General features: G+C 60.5%; 14 protein-coding genes and 2 pseudogenes. 12 read left to right on the top strand and 4 right to left on the bottom strand.

Annotated features, from left to right (window positions below; translation table 11 throughout):
- Nucleotide 1 precedes the first annotated feature (1 nt).
- The 9 genes from KW837_RS10430 (at nucleotide 2) to tagQ (ending at nucleotide 13863) form a co-directional block, all read left to right on the top strand.
- Nucleotides 2–1300 carry a DotU family type VI secretion system protein gene (locus tag KW837_RS10430; RefSeq protein ID WP_218395537.1) on the top strand — a complete coding sequence of 433 codons (1299 nt, stop codon included), beginning with the start codon at nucleotides 2–4 and terminating at the stop codon, nucleotides 1298–1300.
- The gene (gene tssM, locus KW837_RS10425) at nucleotides 1297–4797 is read left to right on the top strand and encodes a type VI secretion system membrane subunit TssM (protein ID WP_218395535.1); all 3501 of its coding nucleotides are present in this window, start codon (nucleotides 1297–1299) and stop codon (nucleotides 4795–4797) included. Before KW837_RS10430 ends, tssM begins: the two co-directional genes overlap by 4 nt.
- Entirely contained in the window at nucleotides 4794–5444 is a 651-nt protein-coding gene (tagF, locus tag KW837_RS10420; RefSeq protein WP_218395533.1) for a type VI secretion system-associated protein TagF, read from the top strand. The genes tssM and tagF overlap by 4 nt, the downstream gene beginning before the upstream one ends.
- Nucleotides 5445–6176, top strand: coding sequence for a PP2C family serine/threonine-protein phosphatase (locus KW837_RS10415; RefSeq protein ID WP_218395530.1), 732 nt, complete (start codon nucleotides 5445–5447; stop codon nucleotides 6174–6176). It abuts the gene before it with no gap.
- Nucleotides 6173–9217: a serine/threonine-protein kinase gene (locus KW837_RS10410; RefSeq protein ID WP_305729664.1), complete on the top strand. Its 3045-nt coding sequence runs from the start codon at nucleotides 6173–6175 to the stop codon at nucleotides 9215–9217. Before KW837_RS10415 ends, KW837_RS10410 begins: the two co-directional genes overlap by 4 nt.
- Entirely contained in the window at nucleotides 9217–9933 is a 717-nt protein-coding gene (locus tag KW837_RS10405) for an ABC transporter ATP-binding protein (RefSeq protein ID WP_218395528.1), read from the top strand. Before KW837_RS10410 ends, KW837_RS10405 begins: the two co-directional genes overlap by 1 nt.
- A complete protein-coding gene (locus tag KW837_RS10400) occupies nucleotides 9933–11129 on the top strand; it encodes an ABC transporter permease (RefSeq protein ID WP_218395526.1) in 1197 nt (398 codons plus the stop codon). The genes KW837_RS10405 and KW837_RS10400 overlap by 1 nt, the downstream gene beginning before the upstream one ends.
- Nucleotides 11122–12849 carry an SUMF1/EgtB/PvdO family nonheme iron enzyme gene (locus KW837_RS10395; RefSeq protein WP_218395523.1) on the top strand — a complete coding sequence of 576 codons (1728 nt, stop codon included), beginning with the start codon at nucleotides 11122–11124 and terminating at the stop codon, nucleotides 12847–12849. The genes KW837_RS10400 and KW837_RS10395 overlap by 8 nt, the downstream gene beginning before the upstream one ends.
- 84 nt (nucleotides 12850–12933) lie before the next feature.
- Nucleotides 12934–13863, top strand: a complete 930-nt coding sequence (gene tagQ / locus KW837_RS10390) for a type VI secretion system-associated lipoprotein TagQ (protein ID WP_218395520.1) — start codon at nucleotides 12934–12936, stop codon at nucleotides 13861–13863.
- A gap of 101 nt (nucleotides 13864–13964) precedes the next feature.
- Here tagQ and KW837_RS10385 read toward each other — a convergent pair.
- The 4 genes and pseudogenes from KW837_RS10385 to tssI form a co-directional block, all read right to left on the bottom strand.
- Nucleotides 13965–14138: pseudogene (locus KW837_RS10385) on the bottom strand (contractile injection system protein, VgrG/Pvc8 family); the annotation flags it as partial.
- A 9-nt stretch (nucleotides 14139–14147) separates the two neighbouring features.
- Complete coding sequence (locus tag KW837_RS10380) at nucleotides 14148–14540, bottom strand: DUF2388 domain-containing protein (RefSeq protein ID WP_218395518.1); 393 nt, start codon at nucleotides 14538–14540, stop codon at nucleotides 14148–14150.
- Between the two features lie 359 nt (nucleotides 14541–14899).
- The gene (locus tag KW837_RS10375) at nucleotides 14900–15586 is read right to left on the bottom strand and encodes a DUF2931 family protein (RefSeq protein WP_218395517.1); all 687 of its coding nucleotides are present in this window, start codon (nucleotides 15584–15586) and stop codon (nucleotides 14900–14902) included.
- Nucleotides 15579–19008, bottom strand: a pseudogene (gene tssI, locus KW837_RS10370) (type VI secretion system tip protein TssI/VgrG). The gene KW837_RS10375 and the pseudogene tssI overlap by 8 nt, the downstream one beginning before the upstream one ends.
- Nucleotides 19009–19734: 726 nt before the next feature.
- On the opposite strand from tssI, the gene tssA reads away from it, so the two are divergent.
- Genes tssA through tssC form a run of 3 tightly spaced genes read left to right on the top strand, consistent with a single transcriptional unit; the run spans nucleotide 19735 to nucleotide 23331 of the window.
- Nucleotides 19735–21291, top strand: coding sequence for a type VI secretion system protein TssA (gene tssA / locus KW837_RS10365; protein WP_218395515.1), 1557 nt, complete (start codon nucleotides 19735–19737; stop codon nucleotides 21289–21291).
- A 32-nt stretch (nucleotides 21292–21323) separates the two neighbouring features.
- Nucleotides 21324–21827, top strand: coding sequence for a type VI secretion system contractile sheath small subunit (tssB, locus tag KW837_RS10360; RefSeq protein ID WP_007894548.1), 504 nt, complete (start codon nucleotides 21324–21326; stop codon nucleotides 21825–21827).
- 28 nt (nucleotides 21828–21855) lie between these two features.
- Entirely contained in the window at nucleotides 21856–23331 is a 1476-nt protein-coding gene (gene tssC / locus KW837_RS10355; RefSeq protein WP_019580436.1) for a type VI secretion system contractile sheath large subunit, read from the top strand.
- The last annotated feature ends 12 nt before the right edge of the window (nucleotides 23332–23343 follow it).

The raw sequence follows: 23343 nt of genomic DNA, 5'->3' as shown, positions 1-23343 counted from the left end.
AATGAGCAACGACGATCGTACCCAATTCATGCCGACACCCGGTGGCCGTGGCGCCGACCCGGTCCACCCGGAGGCTGGTCGCGCCCAGGCCGCGCCACTTTCGATGCCGGCCGCCCCGCTTTTGATCGGCACGGCCGAAGGTCTCAACCCCCTGGAGAGCGCCGCTGGGCCGTTGCTGGCTTTGCTGACCCGCTTGCGCAACACCATTGCCCACCCGGCGCCGGCGAGCCTGCGGGCGCAATTACTGGCCTACCTGCGCCAGTTCGAGGAGCGCGCCGAGGCTGCCGGCGTGGCGCGCAACGATGTGTTGCTGGCCCGTTACGCCTTGTGCACCGCCCTGGATGAAGCGGTGTTAAGTACGCCGTGGGGTGGTGCCAGCGACTGGGGCAAACAGAGCCTGCTGATCACCGTGCACAACGAAGCCTGGGGCGGCGAGAAGGTGTTCCAGCTGTTGGAACATTGCCTGCAAAGCCCCCGCGAACGTTTGTATCTGCTGGAGCTGTTGTACCTGTGCATGTGCCTGGGTTTCGAAGGGCGTTATCGGGTCATGAACGACGGTCGCAGCCAACTGGAAGCCTTGCGTGAACGCACCAGTGCGGTCATCCGCAGCGCCCGTGGCGATTATGAGCGTGAACTGTCGCCCCATTGGCGCGGCGTCACCGTGGCCCGCGACCGACTCGCGCAATTCATGCCGCCGTGGATCGCCGTGGCCATCGGCGTGGCGTTGCTGCTGGCACTGCTGTTCGGCCTGCGCTTGAAACTGGCCGCCGATGCCGAGCCGGTGTTTAAAAATATTCATGCGCTGGGCGAGATCCCGGTGCAGGCCATCGACCGTCCGGTGGTGCAACCGAAACTGATCGAGCGTCCCCGCCTGGCAGGCTTCCTCGCCGATGAAATCAAGGCCGGTCGGGTCGCTGTGGAAGATGCCGTTGACCGTTCAGTGGTGACCATCCGTGGCGATGAGCTGTTCGCCTCGGGCAGCGCCAGCATCGTCGACAATTTCCAGCCGCTGATGCTGCGCATCGCCGATGCCGTTCGCAAGGTCAAGGGCCAGGTCCGGGTGACCGGCCACAGTGATAATCGCCCGATTGCCACCTTGCGGTTTCCATCGAATTGGGCCTTGTCCGAGGCGCGGGCCAATTCGGTGCTGCAAATTCTTTCGGCCAAAACCGGCCAGCCCGAACGCTTCAGCGCCGAAGGCCGCAGCGACACCGAACCGTTGGCCTCGAACGCTACAACAGAGGGCCGCGCACGCAACCGTCGGGTCGAAATCACAGTGTTGGCGGAGGGGGTCGAGTGAAGGCGTTTTTCAGTTTTATCATCCGCTGGGTCATTCCGTTGCTGGGGCTGATCGCCCTGAGCCTGATCATCTGGTTTGTCGGGCCGCTGCTTGAATTGCTGGTGCCCGAAGGTCGGCGCTGGGCGTTGATCATTCTGGTATTCGCGGTGTGGATCGCCTACCGGGTGTTTCGCATTATCCAGGCGCGCCGTCAGGCCGCCGAAGTGATGCGCAGTCTGGCGGCGCAAACCCCGCCGGACCCGACCAGCATCGCCACCTCTGAGGAACTCGAAACCCTGCGTCAGCGCATGGACGAAGCCTTGGCGTTGTTGAAGAAGGCCAAGCTGGGCGGTGACGAGCGCCGTAACCTGTATGAACTGCCGTGGTACGTGATCATCGGCCCGCCGGGTTCGGGCAAGACCACGGCGCTGGTCAATTCCGGGCTGCATTTTCCGTTGGCGGCGCAGTTGGGCGCCGGGGCAGTCCGTGGGGTCGGTGGCACGCGCAATTGCGATTGGTGGTTTACCGATCAGGCCGTGCTGCTCGACACCGCCGGGCGCTACACCACCCAGGACAGCGACGCGACAGTCGATAAAGCCGCGTGGCTGGGTTTTCTCGGCCTGTTGAAGAAACAGCGGGCCCGGCGTCCGATCGACGGCGCGTTTATCGCCATCAGCCTCTCCGACCTGCTGCTGGGCAGCGACGCCGAGCGCGCCGCCCATGCCGCCGCGATCCGCCTGCGTATCCAGGAGCTGTACACGCAATTGGGTGTGCGCTTTCCGATCTACCTGATGCTGACCAAGCTCGATCTGGTGCCAGGGTTCATGGAGTATTTCGATACCCTGAGCAAGGAAGAACGAGCCCAGGTCTGGGGTATGACCTTTGCCCTGGACGACGGTAAAAACAATGACAGCCCACTGGCCCAGCTGCAAAGCGAATTCACCGGCCTGGAACAGCGCCTCAACGCTCGTCTGGTGGAGCGTTTGCAACAGGAACGCGACCCGGCGCGACGCGATCTGATCTACGGCTTCCCGCAACAGTTCGGCGCGTTGAAGGATTGCCTGCAAAGCTTCCTTGAGGGCGTATTCAAACCCAATGCCTTTGAAGAACGGGTGCTGTTGCGCGGGGTGTATTTCACCAGCGGCACCCAGGAAGGCAGCCCGATTGATCGGCTGATCGGCTCCATGGCCCAGAGCATGAACCTGGACCGCCAGCACCTGGCGCGCCAGAACGGCACCGGGCGCAGTTACTTCATCGAAAAGCTCTTCAGCGCCGTGGCCTTTGCCGAGCGTGGGCTGGTGGGGGTCAACCCGAAAGTCGAACGTCGACGCAAGTGGATCGCCCGGGGCGTGCTGGCCTCGACCGTGGCCCTGGTGCTGGTGGTCGGGACCTTGTGGTGGGTCAGCTACCGCGCCAACCAGGCGTATATCGCGCAAGTCGATCAGAAAGTCGCGCCCCTGGGCCAGGCCGTGCAGAACCTCAGCCCGGCACAACGGGACGTGCTTGCGGTGTTGCCTTTGCTCAACGCGGTGAAGCACCTGGCCGACGATTCGCCGAACTGGGCCGAAGGCCTGGGCCTGTATCAGGGCGACATGCTTGAAGCCGAGTCTGGCAGCGTCTATCGCAAGTTGTTGATCGCGGTCTTCGCGCCACGCTTGCTCACGCGCATCGAAGAGCAACTGCACGGCGGCGGCAATTCGGACTTCCTTTACGAAGGCTTGAAGGCCTACCTGATGCTCGCCGACAGCGAGCATTACGATGCCGACTTCATCAAGGCGTGGATCGCCCTGGATTGGGATCGCAGCCTGCCGCGCGACTTGCCGGCCGAGCAGCGTCTGGCCCTGGAGGAGCACTTGCAGGCGCTGTTCGAGCGCCATCCCCCCACCGCACGTCTGGACCCGCGCCTGATCGACGATCTGCGTCGGCAGTTGCAGCAGCTGCCGGTGGCCCAGCGCGTCTATGACCGGGTCAAGCGGCAGAAACTGCCGGACGGCATCCCGGACTTTCGTCTCAACGAAGCGGCCGGGCGTGATGCCGCGCTGGTGTTCAGCCGCAAGAGCGGCAAGCCGCTGGGCGAACCCTTGAGCGGCTTCTTCACGGCCAAGGGTTACCGCCAAGGGTTTTTGCTGACCAGCCTGAACCAGACCGGCACCCTGGCCGAGGAGCAGTGGGTGCTCGGTCGCGACCAGGCAGAACAACAGAACGTCGTCAGCCTGGCCGCCGACGTGCGCCGTTTGTATTTCCAGGATTACCAGCGCCAGTGGGACGCCTTGCTGGCTGATATCGACTTCGTGCCGATCACCAGCGTGGCCCAGGCCGCCGATGTGTTGCGGGTGATTTCTGGCCCGACCTCGCCGTTGAAAAAACTGCTGGTAGCAGTGGCGAAGGAAACCGACCTGCAACAGGAAGAACGCCTGCTGGCCGCCAAGGGCGCGCCGGTGGAGGGCGGGGTCGACAAGCTCAAGGAGCGCTTGGGCAGCTTGCTCGGCCAGGAGCAGGCGACGCAAAACACACCGGATGCCAGTGAAGATCCCATCACCGCGCATTTTGCCGAACTCAACAGCATCGTCAGCAAAAACGAAGGCGAGCCGGCGGCCATCGACGGCCTGCTGGCCGACATGAACGCCCTGTATGTGCAGGTCAGCGCCATGGTCGGCGCCAGCGGCGACGCCTTGCTCGGCGAAGCCAAGAACCAGGCCGCCGCAGCTGCCACGCGGGTCAGCCTCAACGCCGAGCGGCAACCGCCGCTCGTGCAAGGCTTGGTCAAGTCGGTGGTCAACTCCACCACCAACAGCATGATGGGCGGGGTACGCAATCAACTGAACGCGGCCTGGACCAGCGAAGTGGTGAACATCTATCGCCAGTCTTTGGCCGGGCGCTATCCAATGTCGCCGGGCAGTGCGCGGGACGCGACCCTGGATGATTTTGGCCAGTTCTTCGGCGTCGGCGGGGTGATGGACAACTACTTCCGCAAATACCTGCAGCCGTACGTGGATACCTCGACCCAGGCCTGGCGTTGGCAGCCGGGCGCCGCACAGAAGCTCGGCATCGCCCCGGGCGTGCTGCAAACCTTCCAGCGGGCAGCGACCATCCGGGATGCGTTTTTCCGTTCCGGCGGCACCCAGCCGATGGTGCGCTTCGAACTCAAGCCAGTGGCGATGGACGCCACCATCACCCAGTTTTTGCTCGACCTCGACGGCCAGCAATTGAGCTACGACCACGGCCCGAGTCGCCCCACCTCCATGCAATGGCCCAACCCCGGCAGCATCGGCGTGGTGCGGATCTCGATCATGCCGCCTTCAGCCAGCGGTCGTTCGGGCATCACCCTGGACGGGCCCTGGGCCTGGTTCCGCCTGCTGGAGCAATCGGACCTGACCGCTGGCAACTCGCCGGATCGCTTCAACCTGCGGCTGCGGGTCGACGGCGCCAGCGTCTCTTATGAGCTGCGGGCCAACAGCGCCTTCAACCCGTTCAAGAGCCGTGTGCTCAGCGGTTTCAGCTTGCCGGAGCGTTTATGAGCACGCCGGGCTTCTATGGAAAGCTGGCCAGTCGCGGGGACTTTGTCAGCCGTGGCTTGCCGCAGAGTTTTATCGGCCCCTGGGATTCGTGGCTGGCGGCGGGCCTGCTCGCCAGCCAGAGCCTCGGGGACCGTTGGCTGGATGCTTATCTGGTCAGTCCGCTGTGGCGCTTCATGCTCGGGCCCGGTGTGTGTGGGCCGCAGGCCGCCGTTGGGGTGGTGATGCCGAGCATCGATCGGGTTGGCCGGTATTTTCCGCTGACCGTCGCGGTGCTGCTGGATCACGACGCTGACCCGGCGTCGGTGGTGGGCGGCGCGGATGTCTGGTTTGAGCAAGTCGAGCAATTGCTGTTGAGCACGTTGAGCGTGGAGGCGAGCTTCGAAGCCTTCGGTGCAGGGCTGGAAACGCTGGGCGGCCCGGCGTACCTGCCACGTGCTCCAAGCAGCCGTTTTGCCGGCCTGCATCGTTTTGATGCCACCGACCCGAAGGCGCGAATGACCGTGCTTGCCGAACTGGCCTGCGAAGGCGCAAGCATTTGGTGGGGCCAGGGTTCGGAGCGTATCGCCCCTGCTTTATTGCGGTGCCAGGGCCTGCCGGCCGCCGCTGATTTTGCGCAATTTTTGCTCGGCCAAGAAGGTGTTGTGTAGATGTGTCCAAGCGTTGGAAAGACGTTCAAGTCCGCAAGCAAGAGCCATGTCGGTATGGTCCGCCAGGTTAACGAAGATGCTTGCCTGGACCGGCCGGAAAACGGTCTGTGGGTGGTCGCCGATGGCATGGGCGGGCATGCGGCGGGCGACTACGTCAGCAGCCTGATCGTCGATAGCCTGCGCAACGTTGCCGTAGGCCGTTCGCTGGATGAATACGTCGCGGCGCTGAAAACCGACCTGCTGCGGGTCAACGCGGCCGTGCGTGAAGAAACCGCCAACCGCGGCGTGACCATGATGGGCAGCACCGTGGTGGTGTTGGCGGCGCGCGGCTTGCGCGGGGTGTGCCTGTGGGCGGGTGACAGCCGCTTGTATCGCCTGCGTGACGGCCTGCTCGAAAGCATCTCGCGGGACCACAGTTACGTTCAGGATCTGCAGGACAGTGGCCTGCTCAGCGAAGCTGAAGCCCGGGTCCATCCACGGGCCAATATTGTCACCCGCGCCATCGGGGTCGAGGCGCAACTGAAACTGGCGATGATCGATCTGCTGTTGATGCCCGGCGACAGTTACCTGCTGTGCAGCGATGGGCTGACCAAGACCGTCGAAGACCATGAAATCAGCGAGGTGCTGAGCCACGACGAGCCCGGTGAAATCGCCAGCAGCCTGGTGTCCCTGGGCCTGATGCGCGGTGCTCCGGACAACATCACCGTCATTGTCGTGAAGGTGCCGTCATGAATTCCGCCCTGCACATTCTGATCCCCGGCTATGACATAGACGGCGAGATTGGCGAAGGCGCCATGGCCAGCGTTTACCTGGCGACCCAGCGCTCGCTGGAGCGCAAGGTGGCCTTGAAGGTCATGGCCGCCGCGCTGGCGGCCGACCCGAGTTTCTGCGAGCGCTTCCTGCGCGAAGGTAAAACCCTGGCGCGCCTGTCTCACCCGCATACGGTCACCATCCATGACATCGGCCATGTCGGTGAGCTGTATTACATGGCCATGGAATTCCTGCCCAATGGCACGCTCAAGGAGCGCATCGCCGCCGGCCTGACGCCGGAGCAGGGCCTGATCTATATCCGTCAGATCGCCTCGGCCCTGGGCTATGCCCATGGGCTGGGGCTGGTTCATCGCGACGTCAAACCGGCGAACATTCTGTTCCGTGCCGATGGCACGGCGGTGCTCTCCGACTTCGGCATCGCCAAGTCCATGGATGACCGCACCCAATTCACCCAGGCCGGTTTCGCCGTCGGCACTCCCAGCTACATGAGCCCGGAACAGGCGCGCGGCCAGGATATTGATGGCAGGGCCGATCTTTATGCCCTGGGCGTGGTGCTCTACGAAATCCTCGTCGGCAAACTGCCGTATACCGGCAACGACGCACTCTCCACGGCCCTGGCGCATTTGACCGAACCGTTGCCGGAGCTGCCAGTGCACCACGGTCGCTATCAAGAAGTGCTGCGCAAGCTGTTGGCCAAGGATCCGGCCGACCGTTACCCGGACGCAGCGGCGCTGTTGCAGGCGCTGGATAATCTGCCTCGGGAATCGGTTGAAGCGACCACCATCCGGCCGTTACCAATTCCGGTAGTGCCGATCGCGGTGAGCAATGACCTCGCGGGACTGACGCCGGTGTCCATCGATATACCGACCGGCCCCGCGCAGCCACAACCTCAGCCCAATCCGGTTCCGCCGACTGTGAAGCCGACGCCGTCGTCCACGGTCTCGGAACAGCGAAAGGGGCCGGTGTTCGCACTCGCCGCTGTCGCGGTAGCCGTGGCGCTGGTCTTGGGCGGTGCGGGTTATTGGTGGCTGTCCGGTGACGTCGAAGCGGACGCCAAGGTGCCGGTGGTTTCAGCACCGCCGGCCAGTGCGCCACCGACCGTGGCGCCACCCGTAAAGCCCCCCGTGGCAACGGAGGTCGATGGCGGTCAGCGGCCGCTGCTGATGACCGGCAAAAAAACCTTGTTTCAGCGAGTGCTCAGCAAGCCGGGGGCGAAACTCGCCAGCGAACCGGGGGCCACCCCTGACAAGGCCTTGCCGGCGTTTTCCGTGCTTTACGTCTATCAGCGCAAAGAGGTTGATGGCAGCCCTTGGCTGCGTGTTGGCGCCGCCACCGACGGGCGCAGTGATGGCTGGTTGCCGGCCGCGCAAGTCAGCGACTGGAAGCAAAGCCTGGTGCTCAAGTTCACCGAACGCTCCGGCCGTGCCCCGGTGATGTTCCTGCGGCAGCCCGGCGAAGTGGAGAGGTTGCTGGCCGATCCGTCGGCGGCAAAAAACCTGCTGCTCAAGGCCCAGCAGAATCGCGAAGACAACCAGCAGGTACTGGCCCTGGAACCGGCCGCCAGTGCGGTGCCGCAGAACCAGTTTTACCTGTTGCCGATTTTCGATTCCCGCGAGAGCTTCGATGAGAACGGCCAGCCGGTGCAGTTGCTGAACGTGGCGTCCATCGACCCCGGCAATGCTCCAAAGGCCGCTGCCAACAACACGCCAATCACCACCGCCAATGCCGACGCGTTCCGCACCGCCGTGGTGTTGGTCGTGGACACCACCGTGTCCATGCAGCCCTACATCGATCAGGTCCGCGACGTAGTACACCAACTGCAAACCCGCATCGCCGAGCGGGGCGAGCAGGACAGTGTCAGCTTCGGCCTAGTGGGGTTTCGCAGCAGCACCCAGAAAACCCCGGGCCTGGAATACGTCGCTAAAACCTTGATCACTCTGGACCAGGGCCGCGACCCACAGCGCTTCATGGACCTGGCGCGTCAGGTCAAGGCGTCCACGGTCTCCAGCCATTCGTTCAACGAAGATGCGTTTGCCGGTGTGATGGAAGCGGTCGAGCGCATGGACTGGTCCGGCTATGGCGGGCGCTTGATTCTGTTGGTCACCGATGCCGGTGCCTTGCGCAAGAACGACCCGTATGCCGCCACGCAAATGAACGAGGCCGAAGTGCGCCAGGCTGCGCTGGGCAAGCAGATCAAGATCTACGCCTTGCACCTGCTCAGCGATGCCGGCAAGAAAACCCACAGCGGTGCGCAAAGCCAATACCGCACCCTGACCGCCGACGCCAACCCGCAGATCGGCGACCTGTACATTCCGGTACCGGGCGCCGATGTGCGCAAGTTCGGTGAGCGGGTGGACGAGATCGGTTCGGTGTTTGCCGATCTGGTGCATCAGGTGCGTAGTGACAAGCCGCAAACCGTGCCGCTGCTGAGTGCCGCGCCGAGCCTGAGCGACAAATCGGCGGCCGTCGGCTACGCGATGCACATGGACTTCCTGGGGCGTAAAGCCGCCAGCCAGGCGCCGCAACTGGTCAGCGCCTGGACCGCCGACCGCGACCTGACCAACCCGGCACTGCCGGCGTTCCAGGTGTGCGTGATGCTGACCAAGTTGCAGCTCAATGACTTGCAGCAATCGCTGAAACTGATCGTCGATGCGGCCCGCAAGACCCAGACCTCGCCGAAGAATTTCTTCCAGGAAATCGCTAGCGCCAGTGCCTACATGAGCCGCGATCCCTCGGCCTTGCGCAAGGGTGGCAACCTGGCCGATGGCGGGGTTCTGGGTGAGTATCTGGAAGGGCTGCCCTACCGCAGCAAGTCGCTGAACATGACCCAGGATTTGTGGCTTTCCCTGAGCGTGGCCGAGCAGGAGGACTTTATCGACGAGCTGGATTCGAAGATCCGCCTCTACGAAACCTTCCACAACGACCTGGCCAACTGGGTGCGTTTCGGCGATGCCGAACCGGGTGATGCCTTGTACCGTGTTCCGTTGTCGACGCTGCCGTGATGCTGAACATGAGCGCAGTGCACAAACACCGGGGCGTCGGCAGCCAGCGTTACAGCCTGGTGATCCCTCGGCTGCAACTGCGTGCCGGTGAACAATTGGCGGTGGTCGGTCCCAGTGGTTGTGGCAAAAGCACCTTGCTCGATTTGCTGGCGCTGGTGCTGGCGCCGGATCAGGCCGGGCAGTTTGATTTTGCGCTCGGCCAAACCAGGACGGACATTACCGGGTTGTGGCGTGCAGATGCGCAAAGTGCCTTGGCGGACCTGCGCCGCCGGCACTTGGGCTACGTGCTGCAAACCGGTGGCCTGCTGGAGTTTCTGGACGTGCGCGGCAACATCGACCTGTCGCGCAAACTGCTCGGTTTGAAGGACGACGGCAGCGTGGATCGCCTGGCCGGGGCGTTGGATATCGTCGATCAACTGGGCAAGAAGCCGGGCGACTTGTCCGTCGGCCAACGGCAACGGGTGAGTTGCGCCCGCGCCCTGGCCCATGGGCCGCGTTTGCTGCTGGCCGATGAACCGACCGCCGCCCTCGATCCGCTGAACGCGGAACGAGTGATGCAGTTGCTGGTGACCCAGGCCCGCGAACATGGCGTGTGCTGCGTCGTCGCCACCCACGATGAGTCACTGGCCCGCGCCAGCGGTTTGCAGGTGCGGCGCATCAGTTGTCATCGCGACGTTGATGGCGGTGTCACCGCCACCCTCGGGGAGGCTTGCTGATGCGCAGCGCGCTGGTGGCTTCCCTGGCCTGGCAGGATTACCGCAACGACGCGTGGCTGTCGGCTTGTTCGGTACTGGCGCTGGTGGCGGTGGTCGCACCGCTGCTGGTGCTGTTCGGCTTGAAATTCGGCCTGGTCAGCAGTTTGACCGAGCGCTTGGAAAACGACCCGGCCACCCGGGAAATCATTCCCTTGGGGGGCGGTCGGTTCAGTGCCGCGTTTATCGAACAATTGAGCCGGCGCAGCGACGTGGCTTTCGCCTTGCCGCGCACCCGGCAGATTGCCGCGACGGCGGATCTGACCGCTGGCACTTCGACGGTGACCGTCGAAATGATCCCCACCGCCGCCAACGACCCCTTGCTCGGCAGTCTGCCGGTGCCCCAAGGCCTGGATCAGGTGCTGCTCAGCCAGACCGCCGCCGAAAAGCTTGGGGCCAAGGCCGGTGATTGGCTGCAGGCCAGCGTCGGTCGGCAAGTAGCCGGTCGTGGAGAGGCGCAACGCACTCGCGTCCAGGTGCTGCGCGTACTGCCGCTGGAAGCCTTCGCCCGGGACGGGTTGTTCGCGCCGTTGGCCTTGCTGGAAGCGGCTGAAGATTACCGGGACGGCCGCGCCGTGTCGGCGTTCGGTTGGCCAGGTGATGCGGTGGGTGTGACGGAGCAACGGGTGTACCCGGCGTTTCGTCTGTACGCCCGTCGTCTCACCGATGTCGAGCCGCTGCGCCAGTATTTCGCTGCGCAGAACCTGCTGGTCTCGACCCAGGCCCAGACCATCGCCCAGGTGCAATCGCTGAGCCGCAACCTGTCGATCGTATTCTGGATCATCGCCGGATTGGCTTTGTCGGGAGCATTTGCGGCGATTTTTGCCGGTGCGCTGGCGGCGGTCGAGCGCAAGCGTCGAGCGTTGTCGGTGTTGCGCCTGCTGGGATTTTCCACGGCGGCGCTGTTGCTGTTTGTTGTGTTGCAGGCGCTGTACAGCGCCGGCCTCGCGGCCCTGTTGAGCGCCGGGCTGTATGGCTTGGCGCAATCGGGCCTGAACCATTTATTTGCGCAGGCGCCGGGCGAATACGCCAGTCATCTGCTGGCGCATCACTACGCGTGGGCCTTGGTAGCCGTGCTCGGCGTCAGCGTCGTGGCGGCGGCCTGTGGTGGCTGGCGAGTGGCGCGTATCCAGGCGTTTGAAGGAATCCGAGATGTATAAGTTATTGGGCGCCGCCGTGGCGCTGAGCCTGGCCAGCATGGTCTGGGCTGATGAAAGCACAGACAAACTGGACAACCCCAAGCCGCTGGCTGACGACGTCAGCCTGCCGCTACCGTGCGAAGGGCAGATGGTGTTCCGTTACGTCTACATCCTGGCGCAAGGCACTCTGGACGACCGCGAGATCAGCCTCGGCTATCCCTTCAGCGAGGGCGAGGCCGGTTATCAACAGTCGTTCATCTCCGGTTACCGCCGGGACTTTATCAACGGCCAGTTCACCCTCAAGGATCTGCCCAAGGATTGGGGCAAGACCATCACGCCGTTGATGCCCAAGACGGACGCCAAGACCCCGCTCAAACCGATGCTCTATTTCATCGGCAAATACGAAGTCACCGCCCGCCAATACGCCCAGGTCATGGCCCAGGCGCAATCGCTGGCCAGCGGCGAGCCGGCGCCGGCCTGCGAGGCACTGCAAGCCGAGGCGCCGCAAGGCATGGCCGGGCGTTTGCCCAAGGTGAAGTTGTCGCGCTTCGAGGCCGAACGCTTCTCGGCGGTGTACAGCGCCTGGCTGATGAAATACCACAAGGACCTGCTGCCGGTGAGCGGTCGCGGCACCTCGGCCGAGGACGGCGGGCTGGGGTTTGTGCGCTTGCCGACCGAAGTCGAGTGGGAATTTGCGGCCCGTGGCGGGCAGGCCATTAGCCGTCAGGATCTGGAAGGGCGTCTGTTTCCCCGGCGTCTGGAAGGCAGCGAAAGCGACGGGCCACTGGCCGACTGGGCAGTCTTCAATCAGGTCGCCGGCGGCACCGGCCAGGCAGCGCGGCTGATGCCGATCGGTACCAAACTGCCAAACCCCATCGGCCTGTTCGACGTGATCGGCAACGCCGCCGAGATGGTCCAGGAGTCCTTCCAGCTCGTGCACGCCGGACGCCGCCAAGGCACCTACGGCGGCTTCGTGGTCAAGGGCGGCAACTACCTGGAGGGCGAGGGCACCTTGTTCACCGGGATGCGTCGCGAGTACCCGCTGTTCGCCGCCGACGGCACCGAGCAAAGCAATGAAACCACCGGGTTCCGGGTGGCGATTGGCGCGTTGTCGGCGCCACGTTCGCGCTACAAGGAGCTGTTCGTCCAGTGGGAGAAAGAAGGTCGGCTGGCTTCGCTGACCGATGCCATCGACGACGCCCAGGACCCGACCAAACGCCTGGACAGCATCATTGCTGCCAGCGTCGACCCGAGCCTGCAAGCCGAGTTGGGGCTGGTCAACGAAGAGCTCAAGCGCAACGTCTCGCTCATCGCCCAGCAGCGCGAGGAAGCGGCGGGCAACCTGATCCAGTCGGCGGCCCTGGTGGCCGAGACCGTCAACAACTACAACATTCGCCTGACCAATTTGCAGAAGAGTCGCCAGCAGGCCGTGGACGCCAAGGACGAGGCCAGCGCCAAGCTGTTCGCTACCGCCATCGACAATGGCCGCAGCGCGCTGGACGGCGCGGTGGCGATCTACATCGACAACCTGGCGACCGGCACGCGCTACACCGATGCCGTGATCCAGGCGCAGTTTCAACGCATCAAGGAAGAGTTGGAGCGCAAGCCGGTACTGGGCAAGAGCCTGGTAACGCGCGCAACGTTATTCGTTCGCCATGTCGGTGATTATCGTCAGCAACGACGAGCCGACCCGGCGGCGATATTGAAGGAATTGCTCGCATCGAACGCCCAGCGGTCTTGATCGTTCGTTGTACAGCGAGCTTGGAAGGGACTCAGGCGGCGGTGGGCCGTGCTGAGCTGGTCAAACTTAAAAGAGAACACAACTATGCTTTCCTCCCGTAAACCTTTTGCTTCGCTTTCCAAGCGTCACTTGCTGCTGATGGCCGTTGGCTTCAGCACCGTACTGACCGGTTGCGCCACGTCGCCGACCTCCAAGGTCGCCTCGAGCACCAAGGTCGAGTACTACCCAAACTGCTACGAGCCAGTGCAGCACCTGCGTGCCACTGATTCGAACATGACCAAGTCGGTCGTCACCGGCGCCGCCGTCGGTGCAGTTGGCGGTGCACTGCTGGGCGCCCTGGTCGATTCCGAGAACCGTGGCCGCAACGCCGCCATCGGTGCCGCGGGCGGTGCCCTGGCGGGCGGCGCGGCCGGTTACTACACCGAGCGCCAGAAGCAGATCGCCGATGACAACCAGCGCATCGCGTCCTACGCCTCCGACGTCAACAAAAGTGCCGCCGACATCGACCGCAGCACCGCGTACGCCAAGACTTCGCAGCAGTGCTACCAGAACGCGTTTACCAAACTGGTCGCCGACCGCAAGGCTAAAACCGTCAACGACACCGAAGGCCGCAAGCGCCTGGCAGAAATCGTCGCAGGCCTCAAAGAGTCCAACGATCTGATCGTCGCGGTGAACGGTAAAGCCAGCGAAGACCTGAACAACTACACCCAGGCCTACGAAAAAGACCTGCAGCAAGTCGGCGTGCAGCGCACTGACGTGGTCACCGTGGCAACCGCCGACACCACGCCAGTCGTGACACCGACCAAGAGCAAAAAAGCGGTGAAACCGGCGAAAAAACCGGTGCTGCCAACCGTGCCGAAAGAAGCGGTCACCACCGAGAAAACCCTGCAGACCGCACAAGCCAAACAGGCTGAAAGCAAACAGGTCGCCAGCGCAGGCACCACTCAAGTCAACAGCATGTGCAAGAACCCGGACCTGGGCGACTGGGCACCAGTGCCTTGCCCGAATGCTTGATTGAGTTTTTGTAGGTCTCGATCATTCCCATGCTCTGCGTGGGAATGATCTGTACTGGCTACACCTTGGCGCTATGCGCCGCCATCGTATGTGCTCTCCTTGATTTGCGGCACCGTCAGATTCTGGAAAATCCGATGATCGTGACTGGATTGCAAGTAGTGCAGCACAGGCATCAGGGTCAAGTGATAACGGGTCAGGCGTATTCCAGATTCACTCGCGACCACGTTTTCTATTCGGCCATGAATACCTTCGCCGTTAAGCCCGAATTGGAGAAACTTGGTTGTTCATCCATAGGAAGCTAATACCAAGTGGGCAAACTCTTTCTTGCTTGGCTGAAGATCAGCGTGCTGCTCCAAGTGCGCGCGCCATGCAGATTCGAGCATGGGGCCATCAAGATCGCCGTCGGTAGCGATATAAGCGGCGGCATCGTCCTTCAACGCCTGGACGTAGTGTTTGGAGAGGCCATCCTTGGTGGCATCCGACGTCGAAACAAACGGCCCGACCGTTGTGAAGAACAACCCATATCCAGTTGTTGCCGAGTAATCAAGGGGACCGAATTCGCAGCGACCATAGCGGCAAAATTCAGCCCGAACAGAGGCGCTAGCTACGAGTGTAAACATGGCGACCGAATAGCACCCAAATGCCACGGTCCATTTTTTATTGTGTCGAGTAGCCATGATCTGATTGAACTCCCTGTTTATAAGCGCGCCCTGCTTTGAGCGTGTGCCGCACCCACTCAACATTGAGTGTGCTTGTGCAAAGTACCGAGGCAGAGAGGTACTTCAAGCCCAAGGAGACCAAACCGGACGCGTCCTACATGTGTTCCGGAAACAGGGAAGATAACTGTGTTGGTTTTTGTGTCCCCAGCTGTGTGCTGGGCACCGTGACGAGAAAAAACCCGATGGGGAGGAATACGCCAATCGGGGTTGCTTGCTACTTGGCGAGTTAGCCGACTTTGCTTTGTTGCTTGGCGAAAATCGCCGCCATCTCGGGTTCATCCAGATGATCCAACTCTCGCTCCACCAACAAATGCACCCTACCAACTTCCATATGGAATGCCGAATTTGTCGATGTAGGCTTTGGACTCCTCCGAAAGGGGGTAATAGGTGCCGCCTGACTGACCCCTGTATGGGCCTTCTGGACTGATCGTGCCTTGGACACGGGTGACTTCGGTTGACTGAAGGCAGGGCCCACCCAACCACACCTTGGCGACTCCTCCTGGCGCCAGGCCGACTATCAGCAGCTTTCGATAATCGGTTTTCCATTTGCCTACCGCACCGCAAAAAGCTTTTTCGTCTTTAAGCATGGTGTTCCGCGCAAATTGGGGGATCTCGATGTAGGCCTCGTAGGTCTGCGGTTCTGCTATGGACTGCCAGCGTACATAGATCAAACGAGGCAGGTCAGCACCCGTTACATATCGACCTTTTCCTCCTGGATCTTTAAACCATCCTTTTGCATCGCCCTTGAAGTGAGCCGGTATACCTTTACTTAGCCCTCGGGGATAACCAGTCGCGGGAATTCCGCTACCCGCACCCCGGAACAAACGGTCGTTGATATCAACGACATCGGCTGTTTCGATCCAGACTTCCATATAGTCGGGCGCAAAAAAATTGAGGCTCCACGCGTCATAGGGTAGTGACCTGCTCTCGACAGAGGCACATCCTCCCAACAACACAAATAGCAGTGCAAGGCCGGTCTTAAGCAGGGATGAGCGCTTACGCATTGGGATGCACCACGCGTTTATCGTTTTCGGCGGGTCGATCGATAAATACGATGTTCAGGTCGCTGTTGTTCCAGCCTTTGGCAGCATTCCATTTCGCAGACAGGTGGATGAAACGTTGATAGAGCAACTCCTCCTCGAACACGCTCAAGCCCGGACTGCGAGTTTCGCCCAGCGCATAAGTCATCAGTTTTTGCGCGATGGTTTGGAGCTCCCCGGGTAAAGCTAACGTTTGATCTTTATCGTTGATAACGCGAAAAGGCACATCATTTCTCGCTGCCAACTCACGCATGATGCGCAGGTAAATCAAGGCCAGATCGTTGCGCACAGTCCGCTCGCTGTGGACCGCTGCATAGACATTTTTCGATTTGGATCTGTCGCCTTTTGCGTTGCTTGTCATCTCCACCGCCCAGGTTTTCACCTCCAGTGTCAGCCCATACAAATTGAGCTGGTCCTGAAGGCGTCCAAGCTCTTGCTGAGCCCAACGATAGGCGGTTGACGCTGTGGAAGGCACGTAAATTTCCATGTCGCGGCTGCAGCGCGGCTTGCTCAGCAGAACTCGTTCAATGATGTTCGGAAGATATCCGCCACCTAAGTCAGAGTGAACGCCAGGCAGCACGATGTCAGCAGCACCAGCGCTGTTGAGTGAGAAGTTGTGGCGGCGTTCGTCCCGCGCCACCAAATGCACGACCTTTTTTGCCACATCGGGTGCTAGATACAAGTTAACACCGGGGTTGTTGGCGTCGTGGACGCTAAAGTCGCCGTCAGCCAGGCTGCCTACTGCGGCAGCGGTGTCGAAAATGCCGATAAAGTTGATGGATACATCGGTGTTGGTTCGCCAGGAAAAGTCCTCGGTAAACAACGTCGCATTGGCTGGTAGCAGTGCCGCCAATGGACTCTTCTCTCCTTTCTGTACTTCATTGGCAAAATGCCGCGCAGCTGCGGCCCCCCTACTGAAGCCGAAAATATCGAATTCAACACGCTCAACTTTTCGGTCTGGATTCATTCGTTGAAACCTTTCTATCCCTTCAAGAATGAGTGAAGGACTTTGCTTAACTCTTGCCAATACACCGTGTGCACCCACGCCGGTTGCTAGTGAAAAAGGTGAATCCTTTCCACCACTGCTAGTACCGATGCCATCCAGATAAACGGGGATGTACCCTATGGTTTCGTCATCAGCCAATAGCCGCTCACTGTCATTGGTGTACAGCTCATACAGCTTCGCCACATTACTCGTATCATTCCCATAGCTACTCTCCGGAGTACTCCCCAATCCGTCATACCCATTCGCCTGACAAAACTGCCGAATATCCTCAGCCTCCTCCACCAGATTTACATCCCGCGCATAGCACCCAGCAACCATCTCACTGTTGGATCGGTTATTCCCGGTGCCATCAAAAAACACCCCTATCCGCAAAGTAATCCCTTCCTCTTCGACTTCTTCCTCCTCTTCCTCCAGCTCATCCGATTCATTCACTTCCGATGGCGAAGGCTCAGGCGCGACGGATACCAACAAGCCCGCCACAGCCCCCTGCAGTAATGTATATGCAGCCGTACCCGGCTTTGGAGAACCGCCAACCTCAATCGCGCTACTACTGAAAATACCGTCGGCATTGAGCACGATGTGCCGATCGCCGACCTTTTATAGAAAGGCTCTCACCCGCATCTATCACAAGGTGTGCGCCGGCCTTGATGTGTAGGTGCTCACCGGCTTCGATAACCAGCGTTTCATCGACTCTTGTGTGGCTGTCGCCAGCGACATGCAGGCAGTCGTTGGCGTTAACCTGGGTCTTGCGATCCGACATGATTGTGAGGTGTTCTTCAGCCCCCAGCACCGTAATACGGTCGCCCTTGATGGTGACTCGATGCTCATTACCCACCTCCAGCCGACTATCATTTACGACCTTCTGGTCCAGATCGCGCTGGGCACGCAGGTAGATCAACTCCTGCCCGGCGCGGTCTTCAATCGACAGTTCGTTGTAACCACCCGAGCTGGGGGAGCTGTGGCTACGCAGCACGGTTTTGGTTTTGTTCTCGGGCAATGGATAGGGTACGGACGTGACCTTGTTCGGCACGCATCCGGTAATGAGGGGATGGTCGGGATTGCCTTCCAGATAGGTAACCACGACTTCCATGCCGATGCGCGGAATGGTCACCGCGCCGAAACCTTCCCCCGCCCAGCTGGACGCTACCCGTAGCCAGCAACTGCTGTGTTCACTGTTGCGCTCGGCCCGGTCCCAGTGGAACTCGACTTTGACGCGACCATATTCATCGCAGTAAATCTCTTCGCCGACAGGCCCAGTGACACGCGCGGTCTGACAGACCAGCACAGGTTTTCGCACAGGCAGCGGCGGCCGATAAAACACATCCCAGGGAATCGCGCTGAAGCGGTTGCGGTAGCCCTGGGTAAAACCGTCCTCAGGTTCGGTAGCGCTGGTAACTGACTCTTCAAGCACCTGGGGTTGTTTTCCAGCGTGAGTGACACTGAGCAACAGCCATAGATCGTTGTAGGTTTCGCGTGGGTGTTGCGTCAGGCTAAAGAAATGACCGCTACGCAGGGTCGGCTGGTCGCTTTCGCCTTCGGTCAATTGGTAATCGGTTCGGTGCCGTTCCAGCGCCTGCCGGGCGAGCTGTGTACCGCGTTTTTCGCTCTCGAAAAACAGCGGGTAGCGATAGTCTTCAAGCTCAGGAGTGAACTCGGCTGTGAAGCAACTTTCCAGCAACAGACTCGGGCGTTTCAGGTCGTAGTGTCGGCGGGTGGTCGTGCTGGGGCGGGTGCTGAAGCGCAGGGAGAACTGGCTGACCACCGAATGCTCCGCCACCAGGCCGGAGTCTTGCTGATAAGGGGTTTCGCCCAGCGTGGGGAAGAAGGTCTGGTCGTCGGTGAACACCAACAGGTGGCCTTCCCGGGAATGCTGGTGGTGCCAGGCGATGCCATCCTCGGCGCACAGCCGCTGAATGAACTCAAAATCACTTTCCCCGTATTGAGTGCAGTACTCGCGCTCGTGATTCGTTCCGATGTTAAAGGTGAACGCATCGGCCTGAATGCCATGCCCTTCGAGAACCTGAGCGATGATTTGCGGCACCGTCAGGTGCTGAAAAATCCGTTGGTTGTGGCTGAACTGCAAGTAGTAAAGCGCGGGCACCAGGGTCAGGTGATAACGGGTCAGGCGTTTACCGGCTTCACCGACGAGCGCATCTTCGATACGGCCATGAATGCCTTCGCCATTGAGACCGAACTGGAGAAACGCCGGCTGGCTGAGCAAGCTTTCCAGATCGAAGTCAGGGTATTCGCTAACCAGCTCGATCTGGATCGAATACAAGGTGCTAATGGCTTCAGTGCCTCCAAAACCCAGCACTTTGAAATCGTTGCGAACCGTTGGGATCAACAACGTGAAATGAGCAGCATTGGCCGGGGCGAACATGCGCTTATCCTTTTGCTTTCCGTGGCTCGTCCTTGAGCCGAAAGAGGAGACAAATCGCGGTGCCCAAGCCATGCCCGGCGTGAGCAAACGCAAACTGTCCAGCACGCTAACAACAGAGAAAAAGAATGAATGTCGGACTCGTCCAGAAAGTACGTCAGAGTTTTCCGCATTTCAGAATGTTGCGGCAGCAATGTGTGAATGGCTTTCGATACTTCTGTAAGAAGTTTGAGGCGAACTGAGTAGGTATTTGTAGAAAAATGGGTGAAACACAGAGTGCCATCATTTTGATGTCACGCCATGTTGCTTATTGTCAGTTATCGCTATGTCCATGGATGACTGTAACTTTTAGGAAAGCTCCTACATTTTTTATGTTTTATTTTTGTCATGCTGGGTTCCGTTTCAGGGTGTGAATGTCCTGTGATTATTGGCGGGGTTGATAAACCGCTCTGGCTCAATGGTTGCGGGGGTGATGCGTCGAAGGTGGGGAGGTCAAAACCGGCATCAGGGGATCCCCTGTCCCCTATAGGGTGATCTCCTACAGCAACAAAAAAGACGCAGTTTTATTGTTTAATCGGGTGCTTGCAAATGGCCATCATTGTGATTAGGATGCGCGCCTTGAAAGAGCGCGAACTCAATTGGATGAGACTCATCGCAGCTCTTTGATACTGTCCGGCGCCATTTCAACTCCAATGGCCGCATGACTGTAATTCTAATTAAAGGTCACGGATGTCCTACTCAAGCAAACTTTCCGCTCATTACCTTGAACTCGCAAAAGCCTCTGTTTCAAAAGAGAATTTCGCGGGTGAGGACGTTCGCTTTTCGAGCGAATATGAGGCGTTGGAAAGTGAGCTGGGTAAAGCCTCGTCCATGCACGAAAGCGGTCAGATCGACTGGCTGAAAATCCGCGAAAACAGTGAAAACCTGCTGCGCACGCAATCCAAGGATTTACGTGTCGGCGCCTGGTTGACCTGGGCGCTGTACCAGCGTGAATCCTTCCCGGGGTTGCTGGCCGGCCTCGGTTTGCTGCACCACCTCTGTGAAAATCACTGGGCCGAGGTTCATCCGAACAAGGCCCGCACCCGCGCCGCAGCCATCAGCTGGTTGGTGCCGCGTCTTGAGCAGGTGCTGAACGAAAACGTCGCGATCAAAGAGCAGTTGCCGCTGTTCCGCCGTCTGGTCGAGCATCTGGAAGGGCTCGACGCCGCGTGCACCGAGCATTTGGGCGACGACGCGCCGTTGCTGCTGCCGATTTCCCGTCGCTTGAAAAACATGGTCCAGCGCGCCGCCGACAATCAGCCGGAGCCCGGTGTGGTGGGGGCCGCGGTGGCTCAGGTCAAGCAGGCCGCGACCCAGCTGTTCACCCCCGGCGCACCGATCGACAACGAAAAAGAAGCCCACAAGGCCCTACGTGCCCAGCAGGAAACTGCTCGTCCGTTGTGTGCCTGGTGGCTCAAGCAGAAAGCCACCGATCTGCGCGCCCTGCGCCTCAATCGCACGCTGCTGTGGCTGCCGATCGACGCGGTGCCCGAGCGTAACGCCGAGCAGATCACCGTTCTGCGTGGCTTGCCGGCGGACAAACTCAAGGCCTATCAGGACCGCTACGACCAGGGGAAATACGCAGATCTGCTGGTAGAGCTGGAGGCGAGCCTGGCGAAGGCGCCGTTCTGGTTCGATGGCCAGCGAATAGTCTGGGAATGCCTCCAGGGACTGAACGCCGAGATGGCGATGCGCGAAGTGGAAATCCACTTCGCGCTTTTGGTTCAGCGCCTGCCCGGCATCATCGAATTGCGTTTCCATGACGGCGCGCCGTTCGCCGATCCGGCCACCCGCGCCTGGATCGGCGCCCATGTCATGCCGCACCTGCAAAGCGCCAGTGCGCCGCGCAAGGTCGAAGTCGCCGATACCCAGCCGGCCTGGGAACTGGCCCTTGAAGAAGTCTTGCCGGTTCTGCGCAAGGACGGTCTCAAGGCCGCCGTGCAGATTCTCAAGCAGGGCTTGCAAAGTGCCCACGGCGGGCGGGTCCGATTTTTCTGGCAGTTCGCCCTCGCGCGGCTGTGTTTCATGGCCAAGAAATACGAACTGGCCAAGACCCAACTTGAAACCCTCGACCAAACATTACAGGACTCAGGCCTGCACGCCTGGGAGCCCGATCTTGCGCTGGAAGTGCTGCATTTGCTGCATAGCTGCTGCGAGTTGTTACCGCAGAACCATGCAGTGCGTGAACGCAAGGAAGAGATTTATCGCAGGCTGTGCCACCTCGATCTCGAAGTGGTACTCGAATAGGCCCCCGGGCCACAACCGCAAGGAGAAAAGCCATGGCCAAAGAAGGCTCGGTAGCCCCCAAGGAACGCATCAACGTCACCTTCAAACCCGCCACCGGCGGTGCTCAGGAAGAGATTGAACTGCCGCTGAAACTACTGGCAATCGGTGACTACACCCACCGCAAGGACGAACGCAAAATCGAAGATCGCAAGCCGATCAGCATCGACAAGATGACCTTCGACGAAGTGCTGGCCAAGCAAGAGCTGAGCCTGACATTGAGCGTGCCGAACCGTCTTCAGGAAGAAAGCGACACTGAAGAACTGGCCGTGAAACTGCGCGTCAACTCGATGAAGGACTTCAACCCGGCCTCGCTGGTCGAGCAAGTGCCCGAGCTGAAAAAACTGATGGAACTGCGCGACGCGCTGGTGGCCCTCAAAGGCCCGCTGGGTAACGCGCCTGCGTTCCGCAAAGCCATCGAAGGCGTGCTCGCCGACGACGAATCCCGCGGTCGCGTACTGGGTGAGCTGGGCCTGAACGCCGCAGCCCAGGACGCCTGAGCCCCCATCAGCCAAGGAAGCCAACACAATGAGCACTAGCGCAGCACAGCAAAAGAGCAACGAGAACGGCGAATACAGCATTCTCGACAGCATCATCGCCGAAACCCGCCTGACCCCGGACGACGAAGCCTACGACATCGCCAAACGCGGTGTGTCGGCGTTCATCGAAGAGCTGCTCAAGCCGCAGAACAACGGTGAGCCGGTCAAGAAGGCCATGGTCGACCGCATGATCGCCGAGATCGATGCCAAGCTCAGCCGTCAGATGGATGAAATCCTCCACCACCCGGACTTCCAGTCCCTGGAATCGTCGTGGCGTGGCCTGCAGTTGTTGGTCGACCGCACCAACTTCCGCGAAAACATCAAGATCGAAATCCTCAACGTCTCCAAGGACGACCTGCTGGACGATTTCGAAGATTCGCCGGAAGTGATGCAGTCGGGCCTGTACAAGCACATCTACACCGCTGAATACGGCCAGTTCGGTGGTCAGCCGGTGGGCGCGATCATCGCCAACTACTACATGTCCCCAAGCTCGCCGGACGTGAAACTGATGCAGTACGTGTCCAGCGTAGCCTGCATGTCCCACGCGCCGTTCATTGCTGCCGCCGGCCCGAAATTCTTCGGCCTGGAAAGCTTCACCGGCCTGCCGGACCTCAAAGATCTGAAAGATCACTTCGAAGGCCCGCAATTCGCCAAATGGCAGAGCTTCCGCCAGTCGGAAGACTCCCGTTACGTGGGCCTGACCGTGCCGCGTTTCCTGCTGCGTAACCCGTACGACCCGGAAGAAAACCCGGTCAAATCGTTCGTGTACAAAGAAACCGTCGCCAACAGCCACGAGCACTACCTGTGGGGCAACACGGCCTACGCGTTCGGCACCAAGCTGACCGACAGCTTCGCCAAATTCCGCTGGTGCCCGAACATCATCGGCCCGCAGAGCGGTGGCGCGGTTGAAGACCTGCCGTTGCACCACTTCGAAAGCATGGGCGAAATCGAAACCAAGATTCCGACCGAAGTATTGGTTAGCGACCGTCGTGAATACGAACTGGCCGAGGAAGGCTTCATCTCCCTGACCATGCGCAAAGGCTCCGACAACGCGGCGTTCTTCTCCGCAAGCTCGGTGCAGAAGCCGAAGTTCTTTGGCATCAGCGCTGAAGGCAAGGCTGCAGAGCTGAACTACAAGCTCGGCACCCAACTGCCGTACATGATGATCGTCAACCGCCTGGCTCACTACTTGAAAGTGCTGCAGCGCGAGCAACTCGGTTCGTGGAAAGAACGTACCGATCTCGAGCTGGAACTCAACAAGTGGATCCGCCAGTACGTGGCCGACCAGGAAAACCCGAGCGCCGAAGTCCGTGGCCGTCGTCCACTGCGCGCCGCCCAGATCATCGTCAGCGATGTTGAAGGCGAGCCGGGCTGGTACCGCGTCAGCCTGAACGTGCGCCCGCACTTCAAGTACATGGGTGCCGATTTCACCCTGTCGCTGGTTGGCAAGCTGGACAAAGAGTAAGCGGAGCCTGAC

Source organism: Pseudomonas sp. PDM24, assembly GCF_019218905.1.
In the GTDB taxonomy this organism is placed as follows: domain Bacteria; phylum Pseudomonadota; class Gammaproteobacteria; order Pseudomonadales; family Pseudomonadaceae; genus Aquipseudomonas.
The sequence above is the reverse complement of the archived record's forward strand: the minus strand, read 5'-3'. Positions and strand labels throughout refer to the sequence as shown.

What these genes read in the sequence shown, in the direction of transcription:
- KW837_RS10400 (WP_218395526.1), top strand. Translation starts at nt 9,933, where the DNA reads ATGCGCAGCGCGCTGGTGGCTTCCCTGGCCTGGCAGGATTACCGCAAC.
- tssB (WP_007894548.1), top strand. Translation starts at nt 21,324, where the DNA reads ATGGCCAAAGAAGGCTCGGTAGCCCCCAAGGAACGCATCAACGTCACC.
- KW837_RS10395 (WP_218395523.1), top strand. Translation starts at nt 11,122, where the DNA reads ATGTATAAGTTATTGGGCGCCGCCGTGGCGCTGAGCCTGGCCAGCATG.
- KW837_RS10415 (WP_218395530.1), top strand. Translation starts at nt 5,445, where the DNA reads ATGTGTCCAAGCGTTGGAAAGACGTTCAAGTCCGCAAGCAAGAGCCAT.
- KW837_RS10410 (WP_305729664.1), top strand. Translation starts at nt 6,173, where the DNA reads ATGAATTCCGCCCTGCACATTCTGATCCCCGGCTATGACATAGACGGC.
- KW837_RS10375 (WP_218395517.1), bottom strand. Translation starts at nt 15,586, where the DNA reads ATGCGTAAGCGCTCATCCCTGCTTAAGACCGGCCTTGCACTGCTATTT.
- tssA (WP_218395515.1), top strand. Translation starts at nt 19,735, where the DNA reads ATGTCCTACTCAAGCAAACTTTCCGCTCATTACCTTGAACTCGCAAAA.
- KW837_RS10430 (WP_218395537.1), top strand. Translation starts at nt 2, where the DNA reads ATGAGCAACGACGATCGTACCCAATTCATGCCGACACCCGGTGGCCGT.
- KW837_RS10405 (WP_218395528.1), top strand. Translation starts at nt 9,217, where the DNA reads ATGCTGAACATGAGCGCAGTGCACAAACACCGGGGCGTCGGCAGCCAG.
- tagF (WP_218395533.1), top strand. Translation starts at nt 4,794, where the DNA reads ATGAGCACGCCGGGCTTCTATGGAAAGCTGGCCAGTCGCGGGGACTTT.
- tagQ (WP_218395520.1), top strand. Translation starts at nt 12,934, where the DNA reads ATGCTTTCCTCCCGTAAACCTTTTGCTTCGCTTTCCAAGCGTCACTTG.
- KW837_RS10380 (WP_218395518.1), bottom strand. Translation starts at nt 14,540, where the DNA reads ATGGCTACTCGACACAATAAAAAATGGACCGTGGCATTTGGGTGCTAT.
- tssC (WP_019580436.1), top strand. Translation starts at nt 21,856, where the DNA reads ATGAGCACTAGCGCAGCACAGCAAAAGAGCAACGAGAACGGCGAATAC.